The organism is Varibaculum sp. GTC20041, from assembly GCF_055387755.1.
This window is the reverse complement of record NZ_AP041144.1, coordinates 1,706,663-1,724,029: the sequence shown is the minus strand read 5'-3', so window position 1 is coordinate 1,724,029 and position 17,367 is coordinate 1,706,663. Positions and strand designations below refer to the sequence as shown.

14 protein-coding genes and 1 pseudogene are annotated in these 17,367 nt (G+C 43.9%); 10 read left to right on the top strand and 5 right to left on the bottom strand.

Annotation, left to right across the window (positions count from 1 at the left end):
- Positions 1 to 40 precede the first annotated feature (40 nt).
- From lanM to ACZ5BI_RS07375, 4 genes are read left to right on the top strand one after another with little or no spacing between them, the layout of a single operon-like run.
- Positions 41 to 2,968, top strand: coding sequence for a type 2 lanthipeptide synthetase LanM (lanM, locus tag ACZ5BI_RS07390; RefSeq protein WP_464896033.1), 2,928 nt, complete (start codon positions 41 to 43; stop codon positions 2,966 to 2,968).
- Entirely contained in the window at positions 2,956 to 5,088 is a 2,133-nt protein-coding gene (locus ACZ5BI_RS07385) for a peptidase domain-containing ABC transporter (RefSeq protein WP_464896792.1), read from the top strand. The genes lanM and ACZ5BI_RS07385 overlap by 13 nt, the downstream gene beginning before the upstream one ends.
- On the top strand, positions 5,088 to 5,966 hold the full coding sequence (locus ACZ5BI_RS07380) for an ABC transporter ATP-binding protein (protein ID WP_464896791.1): 879 nt from the start codon (positions 5,088 to 5,090) through the stop codon (positions 5,964 to 5,966). The genes ACZ5BI_RS07385 and ACZ5BI_RS07380 overlap by 1 nt, the downstream gene beginning before the upstream one ends.
- Positions 5,966 to 6,763 (top strand): hypothetical protein, encoded by a 798-nt coding sequence (locus tag ACZ5BI_RS07375; protein ID WP_285023532.1) that lies wholly within the window; start codon positions 5,966 to 5,968, stop codon positions 6,761 to 6,763. The genes ACZ5BI_RS07380 and ACZ5BI_RS07375 overlap by 1 nt, the downstream gene beginning before the upstream one ends.
- Positions 6,764 to 7,077: 314 nt before the next feature.
- On the opposite strand, the gene ACZ5BI_RS07370 is transcribed toward ACZ5BI_RS07375, so the two are convergent.
- On the bottom strand, positions 7,078 to 7,383 hold the full coding sequence (locus tag ACZ5BI_RS07370) for a hypothetical protein (RefSeq protein WP_464896032.1): 306 nt from the start codon (positions 7,381 to 7,383) through the stop codon (positions 7,078 to 7,080).
- Positions 7,384 to 7,543: 160 nt separating this feature from the next.
- Between ACZ5BI_RS07370 and ACZ5BI_RS07365 the strand changes: the two genes are divergently transcribed.
- The 4 genes from ACZ5BI_RS07365 (at position 7,544) to ACZ5BI_RS07350 (ending at position 12,031) form a co-directional block, all read left to right on the top strand.
- Entirely contained in the window at positions 7,544 to 8,725 is a 1,182-nt protein-coding gene (locus ACZ5BI_RS07365; protein WP_464895807.1) for an IS1249 family transposase, read from the top strand.
- Positions 8,726 to 8,966: 241 nt separating this feature from the next.
- Complete coding sequence (locus ACZ5BI_RS07360) at positions 8,967 to 10,139, top strand: IS256-like element IS256 family transposase (protein WP_464896031.1); 1,173 nt, start codon at positions 8,967 to 8,969, stop codon at positions 10,137 to 10,139.
- A 44-nt stretch (positions 10,140 to 10,183) separates the two neighbouring features.
- Positions 10,184 to 10,591, top strand: coding sequence for a GNAT family N-acetyltransferase (locus ACZ5BI_RS07355; protein WP_428844013.1), 408 nt, complete (start codon positions 10,184 to 10,186; stop codon positions 10,589 to 10,591).
- Positions 10,592 to 12,031 carry a bifunctional aminoglycoside N-acetyltransferase AAC(6')-Ie/aminoglycoside O-phosphotransferase APH(2'')-Ia gene (locus ACZ5BI_RS07350; RefSeq protein ID WP_001028144.1) on the top strand — a complete coding sequence of 480 codons (1,440 nt, stop codon included), beginning with the start codon at positions 10,592 to 10,594 and terminating at the stop codon, positions 12,029 to 12,031. It abuts the gene before it with no gap.
- Positions 12,032 to 12,160: 129 nt separating this feature from the next.
- On the opposite strand, the gene ACZ5BI_RS07345 is transcribed toward ACZ5BI_RS07350, so the two are convergent.
- Positions 12,161 to 13,333: an IS256-like element IS256 family transposase gene (locus ACZ5BI_RS07345; protein ID WP_464896031.1), complete on the bottom strand. Its 1,173-nt coding sequence runs from the start codon at positions 13,331 to 13,333 to the stop codon at positions 12,161 to 12,163.
- A gap of 843 nt (positions 13,334 to 14,176) precedes the next feature.
- Here ACZ5BI_RS07345 and ACZ5BI_RS07340 point away from each other — a divergent pair.
- Positions 14,177 to 14,653 (top strand): annotated as a pseudogene (locus ACZ5BI_RS07340) (lipoyl synthase); the annotation flags it as partial.
- A 332-nt stretch (positions 14,654 to 14,985) separates the two neighbouring features.
- Here the strand turns inward: ACZ5BI_RS07340 and ACZ5BI_RS07335 are convergent.
- From ACZ5BI_RS07335 to ACZ5BI_RS07325, 3 genes are all read right to left on the bottom strand, one after another.
- Positions 14,986 to 15,993, bottom strand: coding sequence for a DUF5692 family protein (locus tag ACZ5BI_RS07335; protein WP_316098575.1), 1,008 nt, complete (start codon positions 15,991 to 15,993; stop codon positions 14,986 to 14,988).
- Positions 15,994 to 16,023: 30 nt separating this feature from the next.
- Positions 16,024 to 16,632 (bottom strand): TetR/AcrR family transcriptional regulator, encoded by a 609-nt coding sequence (locus ACZ5BI_RS07330; RefSeq protein WP_102184522.1) that lies wholly within the window; start codon positions 16,630 to 16,632, stop codon positions 16,024 to 16,026.
- Positions 16,633 to 16,731: 99 nt separating this feature from the next.
- On the bottom strand, positions 16,732 to 16,995 hold the full coding sequence (locus ACZ5BI_RS07325; RefSeq protein WP_464896030.1) for an AMP-binding enzyme: 264 nt from the start codon (positions 16,993 to 16,995) through the stop codon (positions 16,732 to 16,734).
- A gap of 171 nt (positions 16,996 to 17,166) precedes the next feature.
- Here ACZ5BI_RS07325 and ACZ5BI_RS07320 point away from each other — a divergent pair, with 171 nt between their 5' ends.
- A complete protein-coding gene (locus ACZ5BI_RS07320; RefSeq protein ID WP_278620170.1) occupies positions 17,167 to 17,328 on the top strand; it encodes a hypothetical protein in 162 nt (53 codons plus the stop codon).
- The last annotated feature ends 39 nt before the right edge of the window (positions 17,329 to 17,367 follow it).

Sequence of the window (17,367 nt, the reverse complement as noted above, 5' to 3'; positions counted from 1 at the left end):
AGTGTACTTGGATCGCTAGAGAGAGATTCACGCCGTGCTTGTGGGTAGCATTAGGAAATTTTTCCCAGAGATCACAGATGATCTGTTCCAAGAACTATTGACTAGTGCTGCCTACGAGCACGGTGTGGCCTCGCTCCAAGGAGAGATCGACAAATTCACACAAAAGAACAGTGAGACTGATGAAGAGGTACTCGCTGACAATCTTGCAGAACTCTACCGATTCTTCGAACGCGAACCTATCCCCTTCCTTGATTCAACATGGGCACTATCCGACTTGCAAATATCATCCATCAGGGACGTGATTGATGCTTTTCCTCACAGAATCGACTGCGACGCTGTAATTAAATCATTCGTATCTGCAAATTGTTCAGCACTTCAACGCCTTCTTCTGAGATGTCAACTCGATTTCGTTGAAAAGGAAATAAGTAGCAACGGACCAGAACTGACTTATGAAGAGTCCTCTCAAGCACTTTTCCGAAGCTTGGCACAATTTAAGGAACGCTATCCAATTGCGTGGTACCTGGCAAACCGTAAGTGTGAACGCAGTTTAAGGTACCTGTCAGAGATACTAGACCATTTGAAGGAAGACTGGTCTAGACTGTCAAGGTTCGGACTGACAGAGGACTTACAAGTATCAAACATCACCTTTGAACTGGGTGATACGCATGATGGCAAAAGCGTTGCAGTTGTGACCTTGGATGATGGACAACAGATTTTTCACAAACCGCGACCTCTAGATGTAGAGGAGTCTTGCTCGAGGTTTGCCGAGCAGTTGGGCCGAATGTTTGGATTTAGCTGCCCGTTCGTCGGAAAGGTAATCACTCGGGGCTCATACGGCTGGGCAGAGCATGTCCCACACGTCGAAGAAAGCCGCTTTGATAATCCAAGGGCAGCAGCCGAGTTTGCCCTACTCCTGAAGCTTCTAAGTTTTACCGATGTTCATTACGAGAACGTGCGCTTTAGCGCCGATGGTATCCCAATCCTGGTAGACGCTGAGACCGCCCTTACCTCGGGTCTCTGTCGTCGTGACAGTGAGGGTATACCAATACACGCTGCACTATCCGAGACTGTCACCTCAACAGGCTTTTTCCCGTCACCGCTAGTTATCCCCAAAAAGCGCGGAGAAACTTTTGTAGATGTTGGCGTACTTGGTAGACGCGATAAGAACCTTATTACTGAGCGCCAGCTAGTATTAAAGAATCCTTTTACAAATAAGATGCACTTGGTGTATGAGGATGTAGCCAAGCATATGTCTGATAACGCGTCCAGTTTCCGTTTTTCATCCGACTACGTCAGAAGTTTAACAGAACGCTACAGAGAACTTACTAAAGCTGTCGTTGACAAAAAGGCATCGATCTCTAACTTGTTACGAGAGTGCTTTTCTAAGTCGTGTTTTCGTGTAGTGGTGCAGGACACCATAAAATACGTTAATGCTATTCAGCTGGCAACAAATCATCAGTGTCTAAGTAGTCCTAGTCTTTATGTTGGAGCCCTGCTACGCTTTGCTATTGGGCGTTTCGACAGCGACCGGCTACTATTGCGTAACGAGCTTGCAAGCCTCATTTCTGGAGATATTCCTCGATATGTGGTCTCAGCAACATCGAGTGACCTCGAAGGGTCTGTTCAAACAGTCAAAAAGAACTACTTTATCGAGTCGCCCATCGAAAATGCAATAGGTCGTGTGCAAAAGATGGATTCCAAAACCATTGAGCTGGACTGCTGGCTAATCGAGATATCATTCGCGAGTTATTATGATGAATCATCCAATGCCACACAGTTTAAATATTCCGACAGCCTTTCTAACGTTTCACATAATATCGAAGTGTCACTAAATGAGGCACTTACATCTTTGTTGAATGGGTATGTTTACGGTTCAGGAAGTGCCCCGGCTACTTGGATTGGCGCTAGACTTAGCAACCAGGCTCATCAGTACTGGTACGTCGACGAAGTCTCCATGGATCTATATGCCGGATCCTCCGGCTTGGCTTTACCGCTTGTGTTTTCGGGGCCTGCAGGTCTTTCCTGTCGAGGAAGAAAAGAGGCACATGACTACTTTGATGGACTAGTCACCAAGCTTGAATCTCTAAATACCACACAGTTGGCTACGCTAAATACGGGAGCCTTGTCTGGTGCGCACTCTGTGTTGTGGTCATTGCATTGTCATTATTCCGCCGCGGGGGATAACGGTGGACTCGAGCGACTAAAGTCACTAGCCAATAAAATGATTTCGTGTGCCTCGCACGACGGATTCGATTTCACTGGAGGCACTATCGGTTTATCGGTTTTGGCAAAGGCCTTAGGTGTATTCGAATCAACCAAAATTGAAGATGACTATTTAAATGCTCTAGACAGTTTGGCTGAATCGACCTCGAGTGGTTGTAGTTGGTTATCCGGCTATGCACATGGTCATGCCGGTGCTTTAGCCTCCGCTGCTATGCTCTGCGACCACATTTCGAATAGGGATCGGCTCGAGAGCTCAGTAAGTAGATTGTTTAGCCAGTTCTTGAGTTTCCGTGAGAGTGAATCGAGATTATGGCCAATCGGCTTTGAACAAACTGGCATCGGTAGAGGTTGGTGTTCTGGTACTCCAGGTGTCCTTTTAGCCTTAGCTCAATTCCACGAGAGCGAGTTGGGAAAATGTTATGAGCTTGCTCCCACGATTGAATTTCTCACCGATGTAGTTAAGAAGGAAACCTTCGGCGGTAATCCCACATTGTGCCATGGGGACGTGGGCAATCTCTGGATTCTACAGAAAGTTGGTGAGTTGATAGGGGACCATGCCTTGGTTACAAGAAGTCGCGAGGCCGGCCTCTTCTGGCTCCAAAACGTTCTCCCTAGTTTTCTACGGTCGCTATCAAGATCTTCGATTTCACACAGCCTCTTCGCTGGAATTGCTGGAACAGCGCTATATGGAGAGTACCTGTTGTCGTCTGAGGAAGTTGTGAGGTGTCCGCTATGGTTAGAGTGAGACCATCGTACCAAGTGGCGCAATCGGACTGCGGGCTTGCTTGTGTTCACATGCTAATTCAGTCATTTGGGATCTCCGCTTCGCTTCGAAAAATGCGTGTGACATATGCGCCAGGACGTGACGGATTGTCTCTTCGAGCTTTAACCCAGATACTTAGTGACTTTGGTTTGAACTCCAAAGTTGTAAAGTGCTCTTATTCAAATCTGTCCCGTGTCCCCTTGCCTGCGATCATTGCGTGGGAACCCGCGCATTATGTCGTACTTGAGAAGCGACTTGGCGATAGTTGGCGCATCGTCGACCCATCATCCGGCCGTCGTTGGTGTAGCAAAAAGGAAATTGAGGCTAATTTCAGAAGCTTTTGTGTAACAGCGGCAAGAGGGAATACTAAAGTTAGCGAAGGTCAAGTTAGAGATGATCCATCATGGAAGTCCCTCGCAGTACTCTTGGCAGGGAAAGCATTCTTACTTCTTCCTATACTCCTTGGCGTCATTCTCGTTACGGGTGTTACCGTAGCAGTCCCTCAAATCACCGGATGGCTGGTAAAGCAGCTTGGAGGTATGGATCAAGCATCAATAATAGCTGCAATCGTCAGCCTTGCGTTCGGTTTCATATTAGTTCACCTGTTGAATACTGCTATTAGTTCGGTAGCTTCGACGACAATTAGTAAACGCTTAACTGAGATCATATATTACACTTTACTTCGTGCACCCTTAAGTTACTTCAATATTCGTCCTCGGGGTGAGCTGCTATACCGTGTTTCTCTAATCAAGAAGTTAGAGTCCTTTGTGTCTGGAGTTCTGCCCAAGCTATTTGTCGGTAGCGTTGCAGGAATAGGGTGTCTCATATACATTTGCGTGCTGGACTTTAGGAGCTTTCTTCTCTTATTAGCGGCTACCTTGATTTACCTTGGAGCTTTCAATTTCTCACAGCGGCAAATTAGGAAGCTGTCGGATGAGCAAAATAGGGAAGACTCTTTAGCAAACTCAGTTCTGGTTGACTCCATTAGCTCGATCCAAGAGGTCAAGGCAGGAGGTCACGAGGAGAAAATATTTGAATCATGGGCAGCACACAACGCAAAAGTTGTGTCACTAGAGCGCAAGAAGCTGTTTCTAAGGGGGTCTATAAGTTCACTGGTAAACGCAATACAAACCTTTTTGCCTGTTGTCGTTTTCCTTACAAACCTTTTTAGCTCCTTCGGGCCTGACGCCTTGGGGCAGGCCGTACAGTTGCAACTGCTTGCAACAGTTTTTTTGGCGCAAGTGACTATGATCGTTGAAATGGGCGCCGAAATCGGGGAAACATCGTCAGCCTTACGTCGCGTTGACGATCTGGTGAATTATATGGATGCCCCAATGTTTTCCCCTGATGCATCATCGCAGTTTCAGTTACCCGTTCGTCTTGAAAGCGTCTCATTCAGATATGGAGCATTTGCGAAAGACTCGGTTTCAGACATCAGTATCGAGATTGGTGAGCAAAGAAGAATTGCGGTCGTTGGTAAAACTGGCTGCGGAAAGTCAACATTAGCCAAACTTATCGGTGGTCTATTGCTGCCTACATCTGGCTCGATTGAAGCCAATGGCGTTCGGCTCCGAAATGTATCGCAGTCCAGCTTTTATGATTGCGTAGCCTATGTTCCTCAAGATTCTAGTCTGCGAAATGCTACGCTTCGTGACAACTTATCCTGGGGAAATGAGCATACAGATGCTGATCTGGTGAGGTGCCTCGAGCTCGCTCAGTTTCGACTCGACCCGAACCTATTCCCCCAAGGTCTGCAGACAATGTTGATAAACGGTGGTCAGAATATTTCAGGCGGACAGAGGCAACGCATTTGTATAGCGCGCGCTCTACTCAAAGAACCTCGGTTACTTATTCTTGACGAAGCTACCTCGGGGCTGGACCAGAGAACTGAGGCAAGTCTATACGAGTCGTTAAGTAGATTGGGTTGTGCCTTTGTGACAATTACGCACCGCCTCGAGACAATTCGAGACTTCGATGAAATCGTAGTATTGGATGAAGGAATAGTTGTGGAGAATGGATCTTTTGAATCGCTGTTAGAAGGCGGGGGACTATTCAGCAAAATGTATTTCGCATATCAAGAGTCAACGAAGGATGGGCTGTGATGATAAAGGTATCTTCCCTTCAAAAGAAGTACGGTGACATCCGTGCACTTGAAGATGTGTCTCTCACTGTTGAAACCGGACAGATTGTTGGGTTCGTTGGTCCCAATGGTTCTGGAAAGTCTACGACTTTGCGCATCATTGCAGGGCTCGAAAAGGCAGATAGTGGAGACTGCACGGTTGATGGTGTCGAGGCAGGCAAGCTAGCTGACCCATGGTCAAAGCTTGCAACACTTCTTGACCGTCAGGGGGTCAATGGCGAACTAACGGCGATGCATGCCATGAGCGCATTGGGAGCCGCATATGGTGTGCCATCCGAAAGGATTATGTCGCTGATAGAGACTGTTGGACTAGACCACGCAAAGCATCGACGAGTTAAATCGTTTTCACTGGGTATGAAACAAAGGCTTAATATTGCTCTGGCGCTACTGGCGGAGCCTAGCTATCTAATCTTAGATGAGCCGATGAACGGGCTTGATCCAGATGGCATTCTTTGGCTTCGTGACTTTTTGTCCAATTATCGCAACCAGGGTGGGGGAGTGCTGTTATCATCGCATACTCTTTCGGAAGTTGAAATCATTTCAGACGTGTTTGTGATAATAAAGAATGGGCGAACAGTCTGGACAGGTACTAAGGAAAAGCTTGTCTCTGGTACAACTACGCACGTAACCGCGCAACAGCAATCGGTCTTGGTAGATGCTCTAAAGCGTCTTGACTATGCGGTCGAAATCGTTGCAAATGGCATTTTTGTTAAAGAGGTGTCACCTGTTGTCTTGGGACCGAAATTGGTAAACCTTGGTGTTCCAATAACTTGCCTTAAGGAAGTGGATAGATCACTCGAGGATGTCTATTTGTCCTTTTCTTCGGAAGGTGGAAAGTAATGGCTGATGTTAAGTATCGTAGTAGCACTCTCAGTGACTTTCGATTGCAGATGATCGTATTCAAGGGGTCACGTTCGGCACGATTGCTGATCTATACGGGCCTTGTTATCATGTTCGCGATCGCAATAGCGGTATCTTATAGCATAGCCCTCTCCTATAGTAAAGGAGAACCGCTTGAAGACGTCTCGTTTCTTTACGAGATTCCACTTTTTGGTTTTTCTTTTGCGCAAATCTTTTTTGGAGCTGCAATAATCGCCTACATTTGTGCCGAGTGGGGTTCTGGTTTTATCTATACTACTTTCGGGGCAAGTCGTCGACCTGCAAGGTTTATCGCATCTAAACTTTTTTGGCCACTAGCGTTTTCGCTATCAACGTTCTTTGTAATTCTAATGGCGATTATTCCTCTCGAAGGCATCTTAGTATCACATGACACGCCATACACGATCACTCTAGCTGATGCTACAGTTTGGAGGCAGATCCTAGTCGCGTGTTTCAATTTGGCTACTAGTGTGTTGTTTGCGGGTGGATTGGCGTTTATCTTTCGCCATGCTGCTTCCGCGATCGGATCATATATTGCGATAAGCCTGATAGCTCCTATTGTATTTGGTCTTATACCGCTAGACATTTCAAAGACAATCAGTTCTTGGCTGCCCAACAATGTTTACGGATACTTGATTACACAAGATCCTGTGATGACAGGCACATTGAACTATCCACTCCTATTTTGTGCTGCTATAGCGTATCCCGTGATTTCGGTTTTGGTTGGATTTGTTAGATTCAAAAGGAATGTAGTCTAAGCCGGTGGTAGCGTTTAAGAGCTTGCGGCGTGTTCTCCGCATGAAAAGTTCTCACTTGGGTGGTTTTAATCCGGTTACAAATTGCCTGGAAAATCAGAACAGCCTGCTACTATGTTCCGCGACCGCAGCAGAAACCAGCGCTGCCAAGGAAAAATCGCCTCATACGACAAAACAAGAGAACACCCATTTTGGTACAGAGTGCTGGGCGGGTACAAAAGTCAATAGCCTGGGTACACAAATTTTTATTTCGAGAGAATATTCTAAAACAGTGAACTTTAGATTTAATTTTTTTAAGCTAGTCTTCCCCAGATTGGTTACACGTTTTTATACCACAAGTTTTCCGCTCTTTTCTTGGCATTCTTCCACTGTCTCGTTGAGAAATTAAGATCAATTACGCGACGTGCGATCAGATCCATAGTCTCCCTATTTCTTTTCTCAGCATCGCTGCGGTGGCAAGCATCTGAGCCTCCCACCAGCGTTGCAACAGCTCCCACTATAAAAGTTAGTATTGTGATGATGGCTTCTTTTGACAGCTCTCTTAAGAAGGAAAAGAATGCTGGAATACTGTCGAAGGCGCCTTCAGAAAAAGCAACGAAAAGACACACCCCCAGTAGAACCAAGCCGAGAACAATGGGCTAATGCCCATTTTGTGTGTCTTTATTTTGGTGTTTTGGCTGGTGGAACCTTGTAATTTGGGGTTTGGTTAGCTTTTTGGGCTTGTTTTCTACGGGTTGTTGACTTTCCGTGTTTTTGGTGTAGGGGTCTGCTTTTGTTTGATTTATGGGTCGTAGATCAAGCAGAAGAAAGTGTCCTACCTGCGGCGAGGCGGGTGCTAAAAGGAATGGTAGAACCAGAAAAGGACTTCAGCGTTACCGCTGTACCAAGTGCGGGGCCTCTTTTTGTAATACCCGGCCAGATATTTCCAGAAAGGCACAGCTTGACCAGTTCGTTAAATGGTTAACCGGGAAAGACGCTATAGGCGACCTGCAAGTTTCTTCTTCTACCTGGCAGCGAAGAACTAACTGGTGTTGGCGGGTTGAACCGGTAATCGTACCAACTGGGCAAATCTATGACTATATACAAATAGATGGCACCTACCTGCCTTACGGCTGGTGTCTTCTAACCGCCGTAAACAGTGGTAAAGTCCTGGCCTGGCAATGGTGCAACCAAGAGAACAAGGCCGCCTATAAACAGCTGTTAAAACGCTTACCAGAGCCCTTAATGGTTATAACTGACGGGCAAGCCGGAGCGTTAAGCGCTATCAAAGACCAATGGCCAAACACGCGCGTGCAACGCTGCCTAGTACACATAAAACGAAACATCCGTGCCCTTACAACAACCAACCCTAAAATCCCGGCACACAAAGCACTATGGGGTCTAGCCAAACGCCTGGTAACAATAAAGGATCTAAACCAAGCAGACCAATGGATAGGGCTAGTGCAAGCCTTCCATAACCAATGGGGAAAATGGTTAAACCATAAAACCTATAAAAACCAAGTACCCCAAGACCAAATACCCTTATGGATTCGCCCTAACCAGCAATGGTGGTACACCCACCAAAAAGCCCGCAGAGCCTACAACCTACTCGCCAAACAAACCAGGAAAGCAACCCTGTTCACCTTCCTAGACCCGACCCTAAACAAACAAGCCACCACCACGCTACCCGCCACCACCAACGAGCTAGAAGGCGCTATAAACGCCGCCATCAAAACCCTGATCTACAACCATCGCGGCTTATCCGAGCCCCACATGAAAAAAGCCACCGAATGGTGGTGCTACCTCCACAGCGAACACCCACTCAAACCACACCAACTAATCCAACCACACCACCTAAAACCCGACCCCAAACCAGGGCCCGAACAACCGAAACCAGGCCCGAAACTATGGGACAACGCCATCGACTACAACCCCAAATACCAAGACGGATCCCTACACATCCGCAAAGGCTGGGCAGGACACTAAACCACCCCGACACGCCCGGAAAAAGACACACAATTCGGGCATTAACCCAGAACAATCTTCAAAATTGAACTTTTAACCCGTGATTTACGAGTCTTGGTAACAACATTTTTTCTGTGACACCATTCGTACGCTAGGTCATCGATAAAGTCCGTATAATTGTGTAAAAGTAAAAAGGCCATATAACAGTCCTTTTACGGTACAATGTTTTTAACGACAAAAACATACCCAGGAGGACTTTTACATGACCCAAGTACATTTTACACTGAAAAGCGAAGAGATTCAAAGCATTATTGAATATTCTGTAAAGGATGACGTTTCTAAAAATATTTTAACAACGGTATTTAATCAACTAATGGAAAATCAACGAACAGAATATATTCAAGCAAAAGAATATGAACGAACAGAAAACCGACAAAGTCAACGAAATGGCTATTATGAGCGCAGCTTTACGACACGTGTAGGCACGCTAGAATTAAAAGTACCCAGAACACGTGATGGCCATTTTTCACCCACAGTGTTTGAACGTTATCAACGAAACGAAAAAGCCCTCATGGCTTCAATGTTGGAAATGTATGTATCAGGCGTTTCAACTCGTAAAGTATCAAAAATTGTGGAAGAACTTTGTGGTAAATCCGTCTCTAAGTCCTTCGTTTCTAGCTTAACAGAACAGCTAGAACCTATGGTTAACGAGTGGCAGAATCGTTTATTATCAGAAAAAAATTATCCTTACTTAATGACCGATGTACTCGATATAAAAGTACGAGAAGAAAATCGAGTACTCTCAAAAAGCTGTCATATAGCGATTGGAATAACCAAAGATGGCGACCGTGAAATTATCGGCTTCATGATTCAAAGTGGCGAAAGCGAAGAGACCTGGACAACATTTTTTGAATACCTAAAAGAACGCGGTTTACAAGGTACGGAACTCGTTATTTCTGATGCGCACAAAGGATTAGTCTCTGCCATTAGAAAATCCTTCACCAACGTAAGTTGGCAAAGATGCCAAGTTCACTTCCTAAGAAATATCTTTACCACCATTCCTAAAAAAAATTCAAAATCTTTCAGAGAAGCTGTTAAAGGAATTTTTAAGTTCACAGATATTAACTTAGCGCGTGAGGCTAAAAATCGATTGATTCATGATTATATCGATCAACCAAAATATTCAAAAGCTTGCGCATCATTGGATGATGGATTCGAAGACGCCTTTCAATATACCGTACAAGGAAATTCCCACAATCGACTAAAGAGTACCAATCTAATTGAACGACTGAATCAAGAAGTACGCAGAAGAGAAAAGATTATTCGCATCTTCCCCAATCAAACATCAGCCAATCGCTTAATTGGAGCCGTTCTTATGGACCTACATGATGAATGGATTTATTCTTCAAGAAAATACATCAATTTTGATAAGTAGAAATGGTAAAAACATTGTATAGCATTTTACACAGGAGTCTGGACTTGACTGAGTTTTTTATGGAAGAAGTTTTAATTGATGATAATATGGTTTTTGATATTGATAATTTAAAAGGATTTCTTAATGATACCAGTTCATTTGGGTTTATAGCTAAAGAAAATAATAAAATTATAGGATTTGCATATTGCTATACACTTTTAAGACCTGATGGAAAAACAATGTTTTATTTACACTCAATAGGAATGTTACCTAACTATCAAGACAAAGGTTATGGTTCAAAATTATTATCTTTTATTAAGGAATATTCTAAAGAGATTGGTTGTTCTGAAATGTTTTTAATAACTGATAAAGGTAATCCTAGAGCTTGCCATGTATATGAAAAATTAGGTGGTAAAAATGATTATAAAGATGAAATAGTATATGTATATGATTATGAAAAAGGTGATAAATAAATGAATATAGTTGAAAATGAAATATGTATAAGAACTTTAATAGATGATGATTTTCCTTTGATGTTAAAATGGTTAACTGATGAAAGAGTATTAGAATTTTATGGTGGTAGAGATAAAAAATATACATTAGAATCATTAAAAAAACATTATACAGAGCCTTGGGAAGATGAAGTTTTTAGAGTAATTATTGAATATAACAATGTTCCTATTGGATATGGACAAATATATAAAATGTATGATGAGTTATATACTGATTATCATTATCCAAAAACTGATGAGATAGTCTATGGTATGGATCAATTTATAGGAGAGCCAAATTATTGGAGTAAAGGAATTGGTACAAGATATATTAAATTGATTTTTGAATTTTTGAAAAAAGAAAGAAATGCTAATGCAGTTATTTTAGACCCTCATAAAAATAATCCAAGAGCAATAAGGGCATACCAAAAATCTGGTTTTAGAATTATTGAAGATTTGCCAGAACATGAATTACACGAGGGCAAAAAAGAAGATTGTTATTTAATGGAATATAGATATGATGATAATGCCACAAATGTTAAGGCAATGAAATATTTAATTGAGCATTACTTTGATAATTTCAAAGTAGATAGTATTGAAATAATCGGTAGTGGTTATGATAGTGTGGCATATTTAGTTAATAATGAATACATTTTTAAAACAAAATTTAGTACTAATAAGAAAAAAGGTTATGCAAAAGAAAAAGCAATATATAATTTTTTAAATACAAATTTAGAAACTAATGTAAAAATTCCTAATATTGAATATTCGTATATTAGTGATGAATTATCTATACTAGGTTATAAAGAAATTAAAGGAACTTTTTTAACACCAGAAATTTATTCTACTATGTCAGAAGAAGAACAAAATTTGTTAAAACGAGATATTGCCAGTTTTTTAAGACAAATGCACGGTTTAGATTATACAGATATTAGTGAATGTACTATTGATAATAAACAAAATGTATTAGAAGAGTATATATTGTTGCGTGAAACTATTTATAATGATTTAACTGATATAGAAAAAGATTATATAGAAAGTTTTATGGAAAGACTAAATGCAACAACAGTTTTTGAGGGTAAAAAGTGTTTATGCCATAATGATTTTAGTTGTAATCATCTATTGTTAGATGGCAATAATAGATTAACTGGAATAATTGATTTTGGAGATTCTGGAATTATAGATGAATATTGTGATTTTATATACTTACTTGAAGATAGTGAAGAAGAAATAGGAACAAATTTTGGAGAAGATATATTAAGAATGTATGGAAATATAGATATTGAGAAAGCAAAAGAATATCAAGATATAGTTGAAGAATATTATCCTATTGAAACTATTGTTTATGGAATTAAAAATATTAAACAGGAATTTATCGAAAATGGTAGAAAAGAAATTTATAAAAGGACTTATAAAGATTGATTATATAATATATGAAAAGCTATTATAAAAGACATTAGTATTAAATAGTTTAAAAAAATGAAAAATAATAAAGGAAGTGAGTCAAGTCCAGACTCCTGTGTAAAATGCTATACAATGTTTTTACCATTTCTACTTATCAAAATTGATGTATTTTCTTGAAGAATAAATCCATTCATCATGTAGGTCCATAAGAACGGCTCCAATTAAGCGATTGGCTGATGTTTGATTGGGGAAGATGCGAATAATCTTTTCTCTTCTGCGTACTTCTTGATTCAGTCGTTCAATTAGATTGGTACTCTTTAGTCGATTGTGGGAATTTCCTTGTACGGTATATTGAAAGGCGTCTTCGAATCCATCATCCAATGATGCGCAAGCTTTTGAATATTTTGGTTGATCGATATAATCATGAATCAATCGATTTTTAGCCTCACGCGCTAAGTTAATATCTGTGAACTTAAAAATTCCTTTAACAGCTTCTCTGAAAGATTTTGAATTTTTTTTAGGAATGGTGGTAAAGATATTTCTTAGGAAGTGAACTTGGCATCTTTGCCAACTTACGTTGGTGAAGGATTTTCTAATGGCAGAGACTAATCCTTTGTGCGCATCAGAAATAACGAGTTCCGTACCTTGTAAACCGCGTTCTTTTAGGTATTCAAAAAATGTTGTCCAGGTCTCTTCGCTTTCGCCACTTTGAATCATGAAGCCGATAATTTCACGGTCGCCATCTTTGGTTATTCCAATCGCTATATGACAGCTTTTTGAGAGTACTCGATTTTCTTCTCGTACTTTTATATCGAGTACATCGGTCATTAAGTAAGGATAATTTTTTTCTGATAATAAACGATTCTGCCACTCGTTAACCATAGGTTCTAGCTGTTCTGTTAAGCTAGAAACGAAGGACTTAGAGACGGATTTACCACAAAGTTCTTCCACAATTTTTGATACTTTACGAGTTGAAACGCCTGATACATACATTTCCAACATTGAAGCCATGAGGGCTTTTTCGTTTCGTTGATAACGTTCAAACACTGTGGGTGAAAAATGGCCATCACGTGTTCTGGGTACTTTTAATTCTAGCGTGCCTACACGTGTCGTAAAGCTGCGCTCATAATAGCCATTTCGTTGACTTTGTCGGTTTTCTGTTCGTTCATATTCTTTTGCTTGAATATATTCTGTTCGTTGATTTTCCATTAGTTGATTAAATACCGTTGTTAAAATATTTTTAGAAACGTCATCCTTTACAGAATATTCAATAATGCTTTGAATCTCTTCGCTTTTCAGTGTAAAATGTACTTGGGTCATGTAAAAGTCCTCCTGGGTATGTTTTTGTCGTTAAAAACATTGTACCGTAAAAGGACTGTTATATGGCCTTTTTACTTTTACACAATTATACGGACTTTATCAGGTCATCAATATCAAAGAGGTCATATATGGATTTGCCGCCAATATTTTGATTGAAAATGTTTCCGTCGCCAGAGTTATTTATGTTATTGATGGACATTTTATGACTTCCTCCAAAATATATCTGACTGCTAATATAGCTTATACAAGCATCTATTCTTGCCCCAAGAGAAACTGTCAACGAGCTTTGGGTTTGATGAAATACCAGACAATTGGCCAGGTAATGTGGATTATCGCCAGTCACGACCGTTGGCTGATTGACCACTGGCACGGTCATCGCCTTCATCTAAATCCTGTACTCCCGTCAGCTTCACCACGAGAATGACAATCCGTCACGGAAAGTGAATACAATGATGCCGTCTGCGTCTACTACGGAAGAATCAACGATCCGGCAGAAGAATGTGGAGCAACCTTTACGCGGGAGGAGTAACTTTTTCGCGGCACGGCTTTCGCGGGGTAAAGCCCGCTCCAAAATTCGTAGACAGATAATCCATTAGTGATGTGCTCGGATCATTTGCAACCAAACCAATGCCTCCCGACTCAGGTCCGTAATCGGCATTTTGGCTTGTTATCAGGCGGAAAAGCCTGCTTGCACCGTCGCCCTCGAGCCGAATAATTTGTATCATCTTCAGCAGCTACATAACTAAATGCCTGCTGGTGTTGATACAATTTCGCGCCAGCAGGTTTTGTTTTGTCATTTTGCTCCAAAATTTGGGGTTAATACCCTTTGGGGGTATTAACCCGGTATTCGCGCATAACCTGGAAACAGTTCCGCGTCTGATGAAGACGATCCGGCCTGCATTTCGATACGATCGGTTCCTCAGCGTCACCAACGCCGCCAAACAGGTTGGTCTGGTGACCAAGTCGAATCTGATTCTCGGTATGGGGGAGACGACGGAAAAAATTGAATCGACCATGCGTGATTTGCTGGATGCCTGATGCGACATCCTGACCGTCACACAGTATCTTCGTCCATCCGCTTTGCATCACCCGATTGTCCGCTGGGTCAAACCATAAGAATTTGTCCGTCTGCGCAATCTGGCATATTCGATGGGCTTCCCTGCCTGCAGGTCGGTTCCGTTGGTACGCTCCTCGTATCGCTCAGGCAAGCTGTGGGCCGAAGCGATGAAGAACCTTGGCCGCGAGATCCCCGCTGAGTTTACCGGCTTGGTTGAACTAACATCAGCTGGGGCTGCGCGTCAGGAAGCATCAGCTGTTCTGGACCGTATGTCGCCTGAGAATGTGCTCACTCCGCATCGGCTGAGTCTGACATTCCCGCATCCGGTTCGCTGGTGGGACGCCCGCTACTCGTGTCGGCAATCTAGAGCTTGGAAACTCCAACGCGCGCCCTGGGGGCTCGATGAGCCAGTACAGGACGCGCGTTGAGCAATCGGTTAACTGATTCGATCAGGACTTGGGTGAAAAGGCGTACTCAACGTGGTGGTTGCTGGAGATGACTGGCACGTTGCTGGTGCCTGCGGGCTCTTCCTCCACGTCGAATATCGGAATCGGTGGCAAGAGGGCGTCTTGTGTCATCGCGCCCCATGCCGTCCCTAGTGTGCCTTGACGTTGGAAACCTGATTCGCGTCCTCACGGCGAGACATTGCCTTCTCGAAGTCTCGAGTGCCTTGGAATACTTCGTGCAGCCAAGGATTGACTCTGAGCTTGCGAGCCCGGTACATGATGTAGGCGAAGGCGAGAATGTTGGCGATCAACGCGATAATCGACACGACCAAATTGGTGTTCGGGTTATTGACCGACTGCGTGGAGAACACAGAATAATCTTGGAAGGCGGGAACAACCTGAGCAAACATGCACCACAAGGCGAGCGTAAATGCCCGGTTTTGAATCCAGCCGCCTTTATTCCACAACAGATTTGCCACCGTCGGAGCCAGTAACAATGCCAGACCGCAATACCATGCATGTGTGGGTAAACAGTTATATGTGTAGCAAAAGTTCCATAAATCGTAGGCAACGATGAAGACCCACGTCATGTCGGGCCACAACATGTCCTGCTTCTTCCTTGACACGTAGATGCCGAACCACCCAGTCATGCAGGCGATGTTGATCAGGCCAGCAAGGCCATTGAAGACGTTGTGCCATCCACCCATCAAGGTGACACCTTCAGTTGACACCCAGGTAGTTCCCCAGGCACGGAATGCACTTTCGAAGTCAGAGACTACAGCAATCAGGATATTGATCGCCACAATAACAAAGGGGAAGCACTTGAACCATTCAGATTTGCCAATTCCTCCCCACCTGTACTTCAGCATCATGAAGCCGATACATCCGGCCGTTGCAGCGTACAGCTTGGCGTAGTGGAACCATGACGACATGTGGACATAGGTTGGGTTGGTGAGAGCCCAGTCCGCGCCTACGGCTGCCCCAATATAAATTGAGATGAAGTAAACCGACAGTATTGCGGGAATAATAAGGAAACAGATAATTCCGCCTGTCTTGGTGCGTCGGGCAAATTCATTGGCCACTAGGAGGCCAGTGAACACCAATAACCAGCCAAGCCATTGATATGCGGCGGTGTCTCCATAAACTTGAAACAACATTGTTTCGAACCTTTCTGTGTTGAGTGTTTTTCAGTTGGAGTGCGGGGAGGAAGCGGACATGATGCCATTTTCAATATGGAGCATTTGCGCGACGATGCGCTTGAGAGTTTCGTGCGAGACATCAGGATGCGTACGCATGAGTGATATTGATCCGACGAGCAGTATATAGAACGTCTCATGGATATCCGTAATGGGAGCTCCGTGGCGGGAAATGTAATCCTGAACAGTCGTGCGTCCGATGTAGTCAGAGGCGCGGTCCGCAGCACGTGAAATAAAGCGGACATATAATTCTGCATTGCCGCCACGAATCAGCTGACGAGTGAAAATACTTTCGCGCTGCGCGATGGTGTGCATCAGCGTGATGAAATCATCGAGCGCGTGGTCAATATTGCCTTCTTCTCGGCCGGTATTCCATGACGTCAATTCGTCCACGATTGAATCAATGATGAGGTCCAGAACTGCGTCAGCCAGAGCGTTGCGATCAGGGAAATAGTGATAAAACAATGACCGCGTCATCCCCACTTTTCGTGCAATCTCACCCACTGTCAGGCGTGCGAACCCTTTATCCTGGGCGAGGTCGTATGCGGCGCGCACGATGGAATCCCGTTTGGCGCCTGTTGGTGCAGACCTATCTGACATGGCAACTCGATTCGTTGCAGAAAACTCTCACAGCCTCGTGAGGAATGTTGACACCGTGTCAACGCTCAATATAAATATTAATACAAGGTTGACATAGTGTCAATCTTGGTGTGTAAATACGGCTCGAAGCGCGGAAACAGTGGCTTTTCCGTTCGAAGACACCGGTAGCGAATCGACCACGGACACACGCTGAGGCGCTTCGAACCGAGCAAGATACCGTCCGGCAAAAGCGCGCACCTCGCTCAGCGACGGAGACGCGTACCCATCCTCCATCACCAGTACCGCATTCACCGCCTCACCCCACTTCATATCGGGTACGCCCACCACATACGCCGACTGCACTCCCTCCATTCTGGCCAGCACTTGCTCGACTTCGTGGGGGAGTATCTTTTCGCCGCCGGTGTTGACCGTGGCCACTTGCGTCCCACGATGTGAACAAAGCCTCCCTCGTCAATGAAGCCCAGATCATTGGTGCGCAGCCAGGATCCGCGGAAAGAAGCCGCGTTGAACTCCTCGTCATTCCAGTACCCGTGAGTGACCGACGGGCCGGCGCAGATGAGTTCGCCGATCGAGCAGGCCGGGATGTCCGCCTCACACGAGGTAGGTGGCAGGACGCAGTCGATGGACGAGGGTGACTCGTTAGACGGCGCGCCCACAGTCGGGGCGGCATTTGGGGTTAATACCCAGTACGCTTGATTATTGCTGCTGGGGCAATTGTTCTTCGTTTTTGTCTCA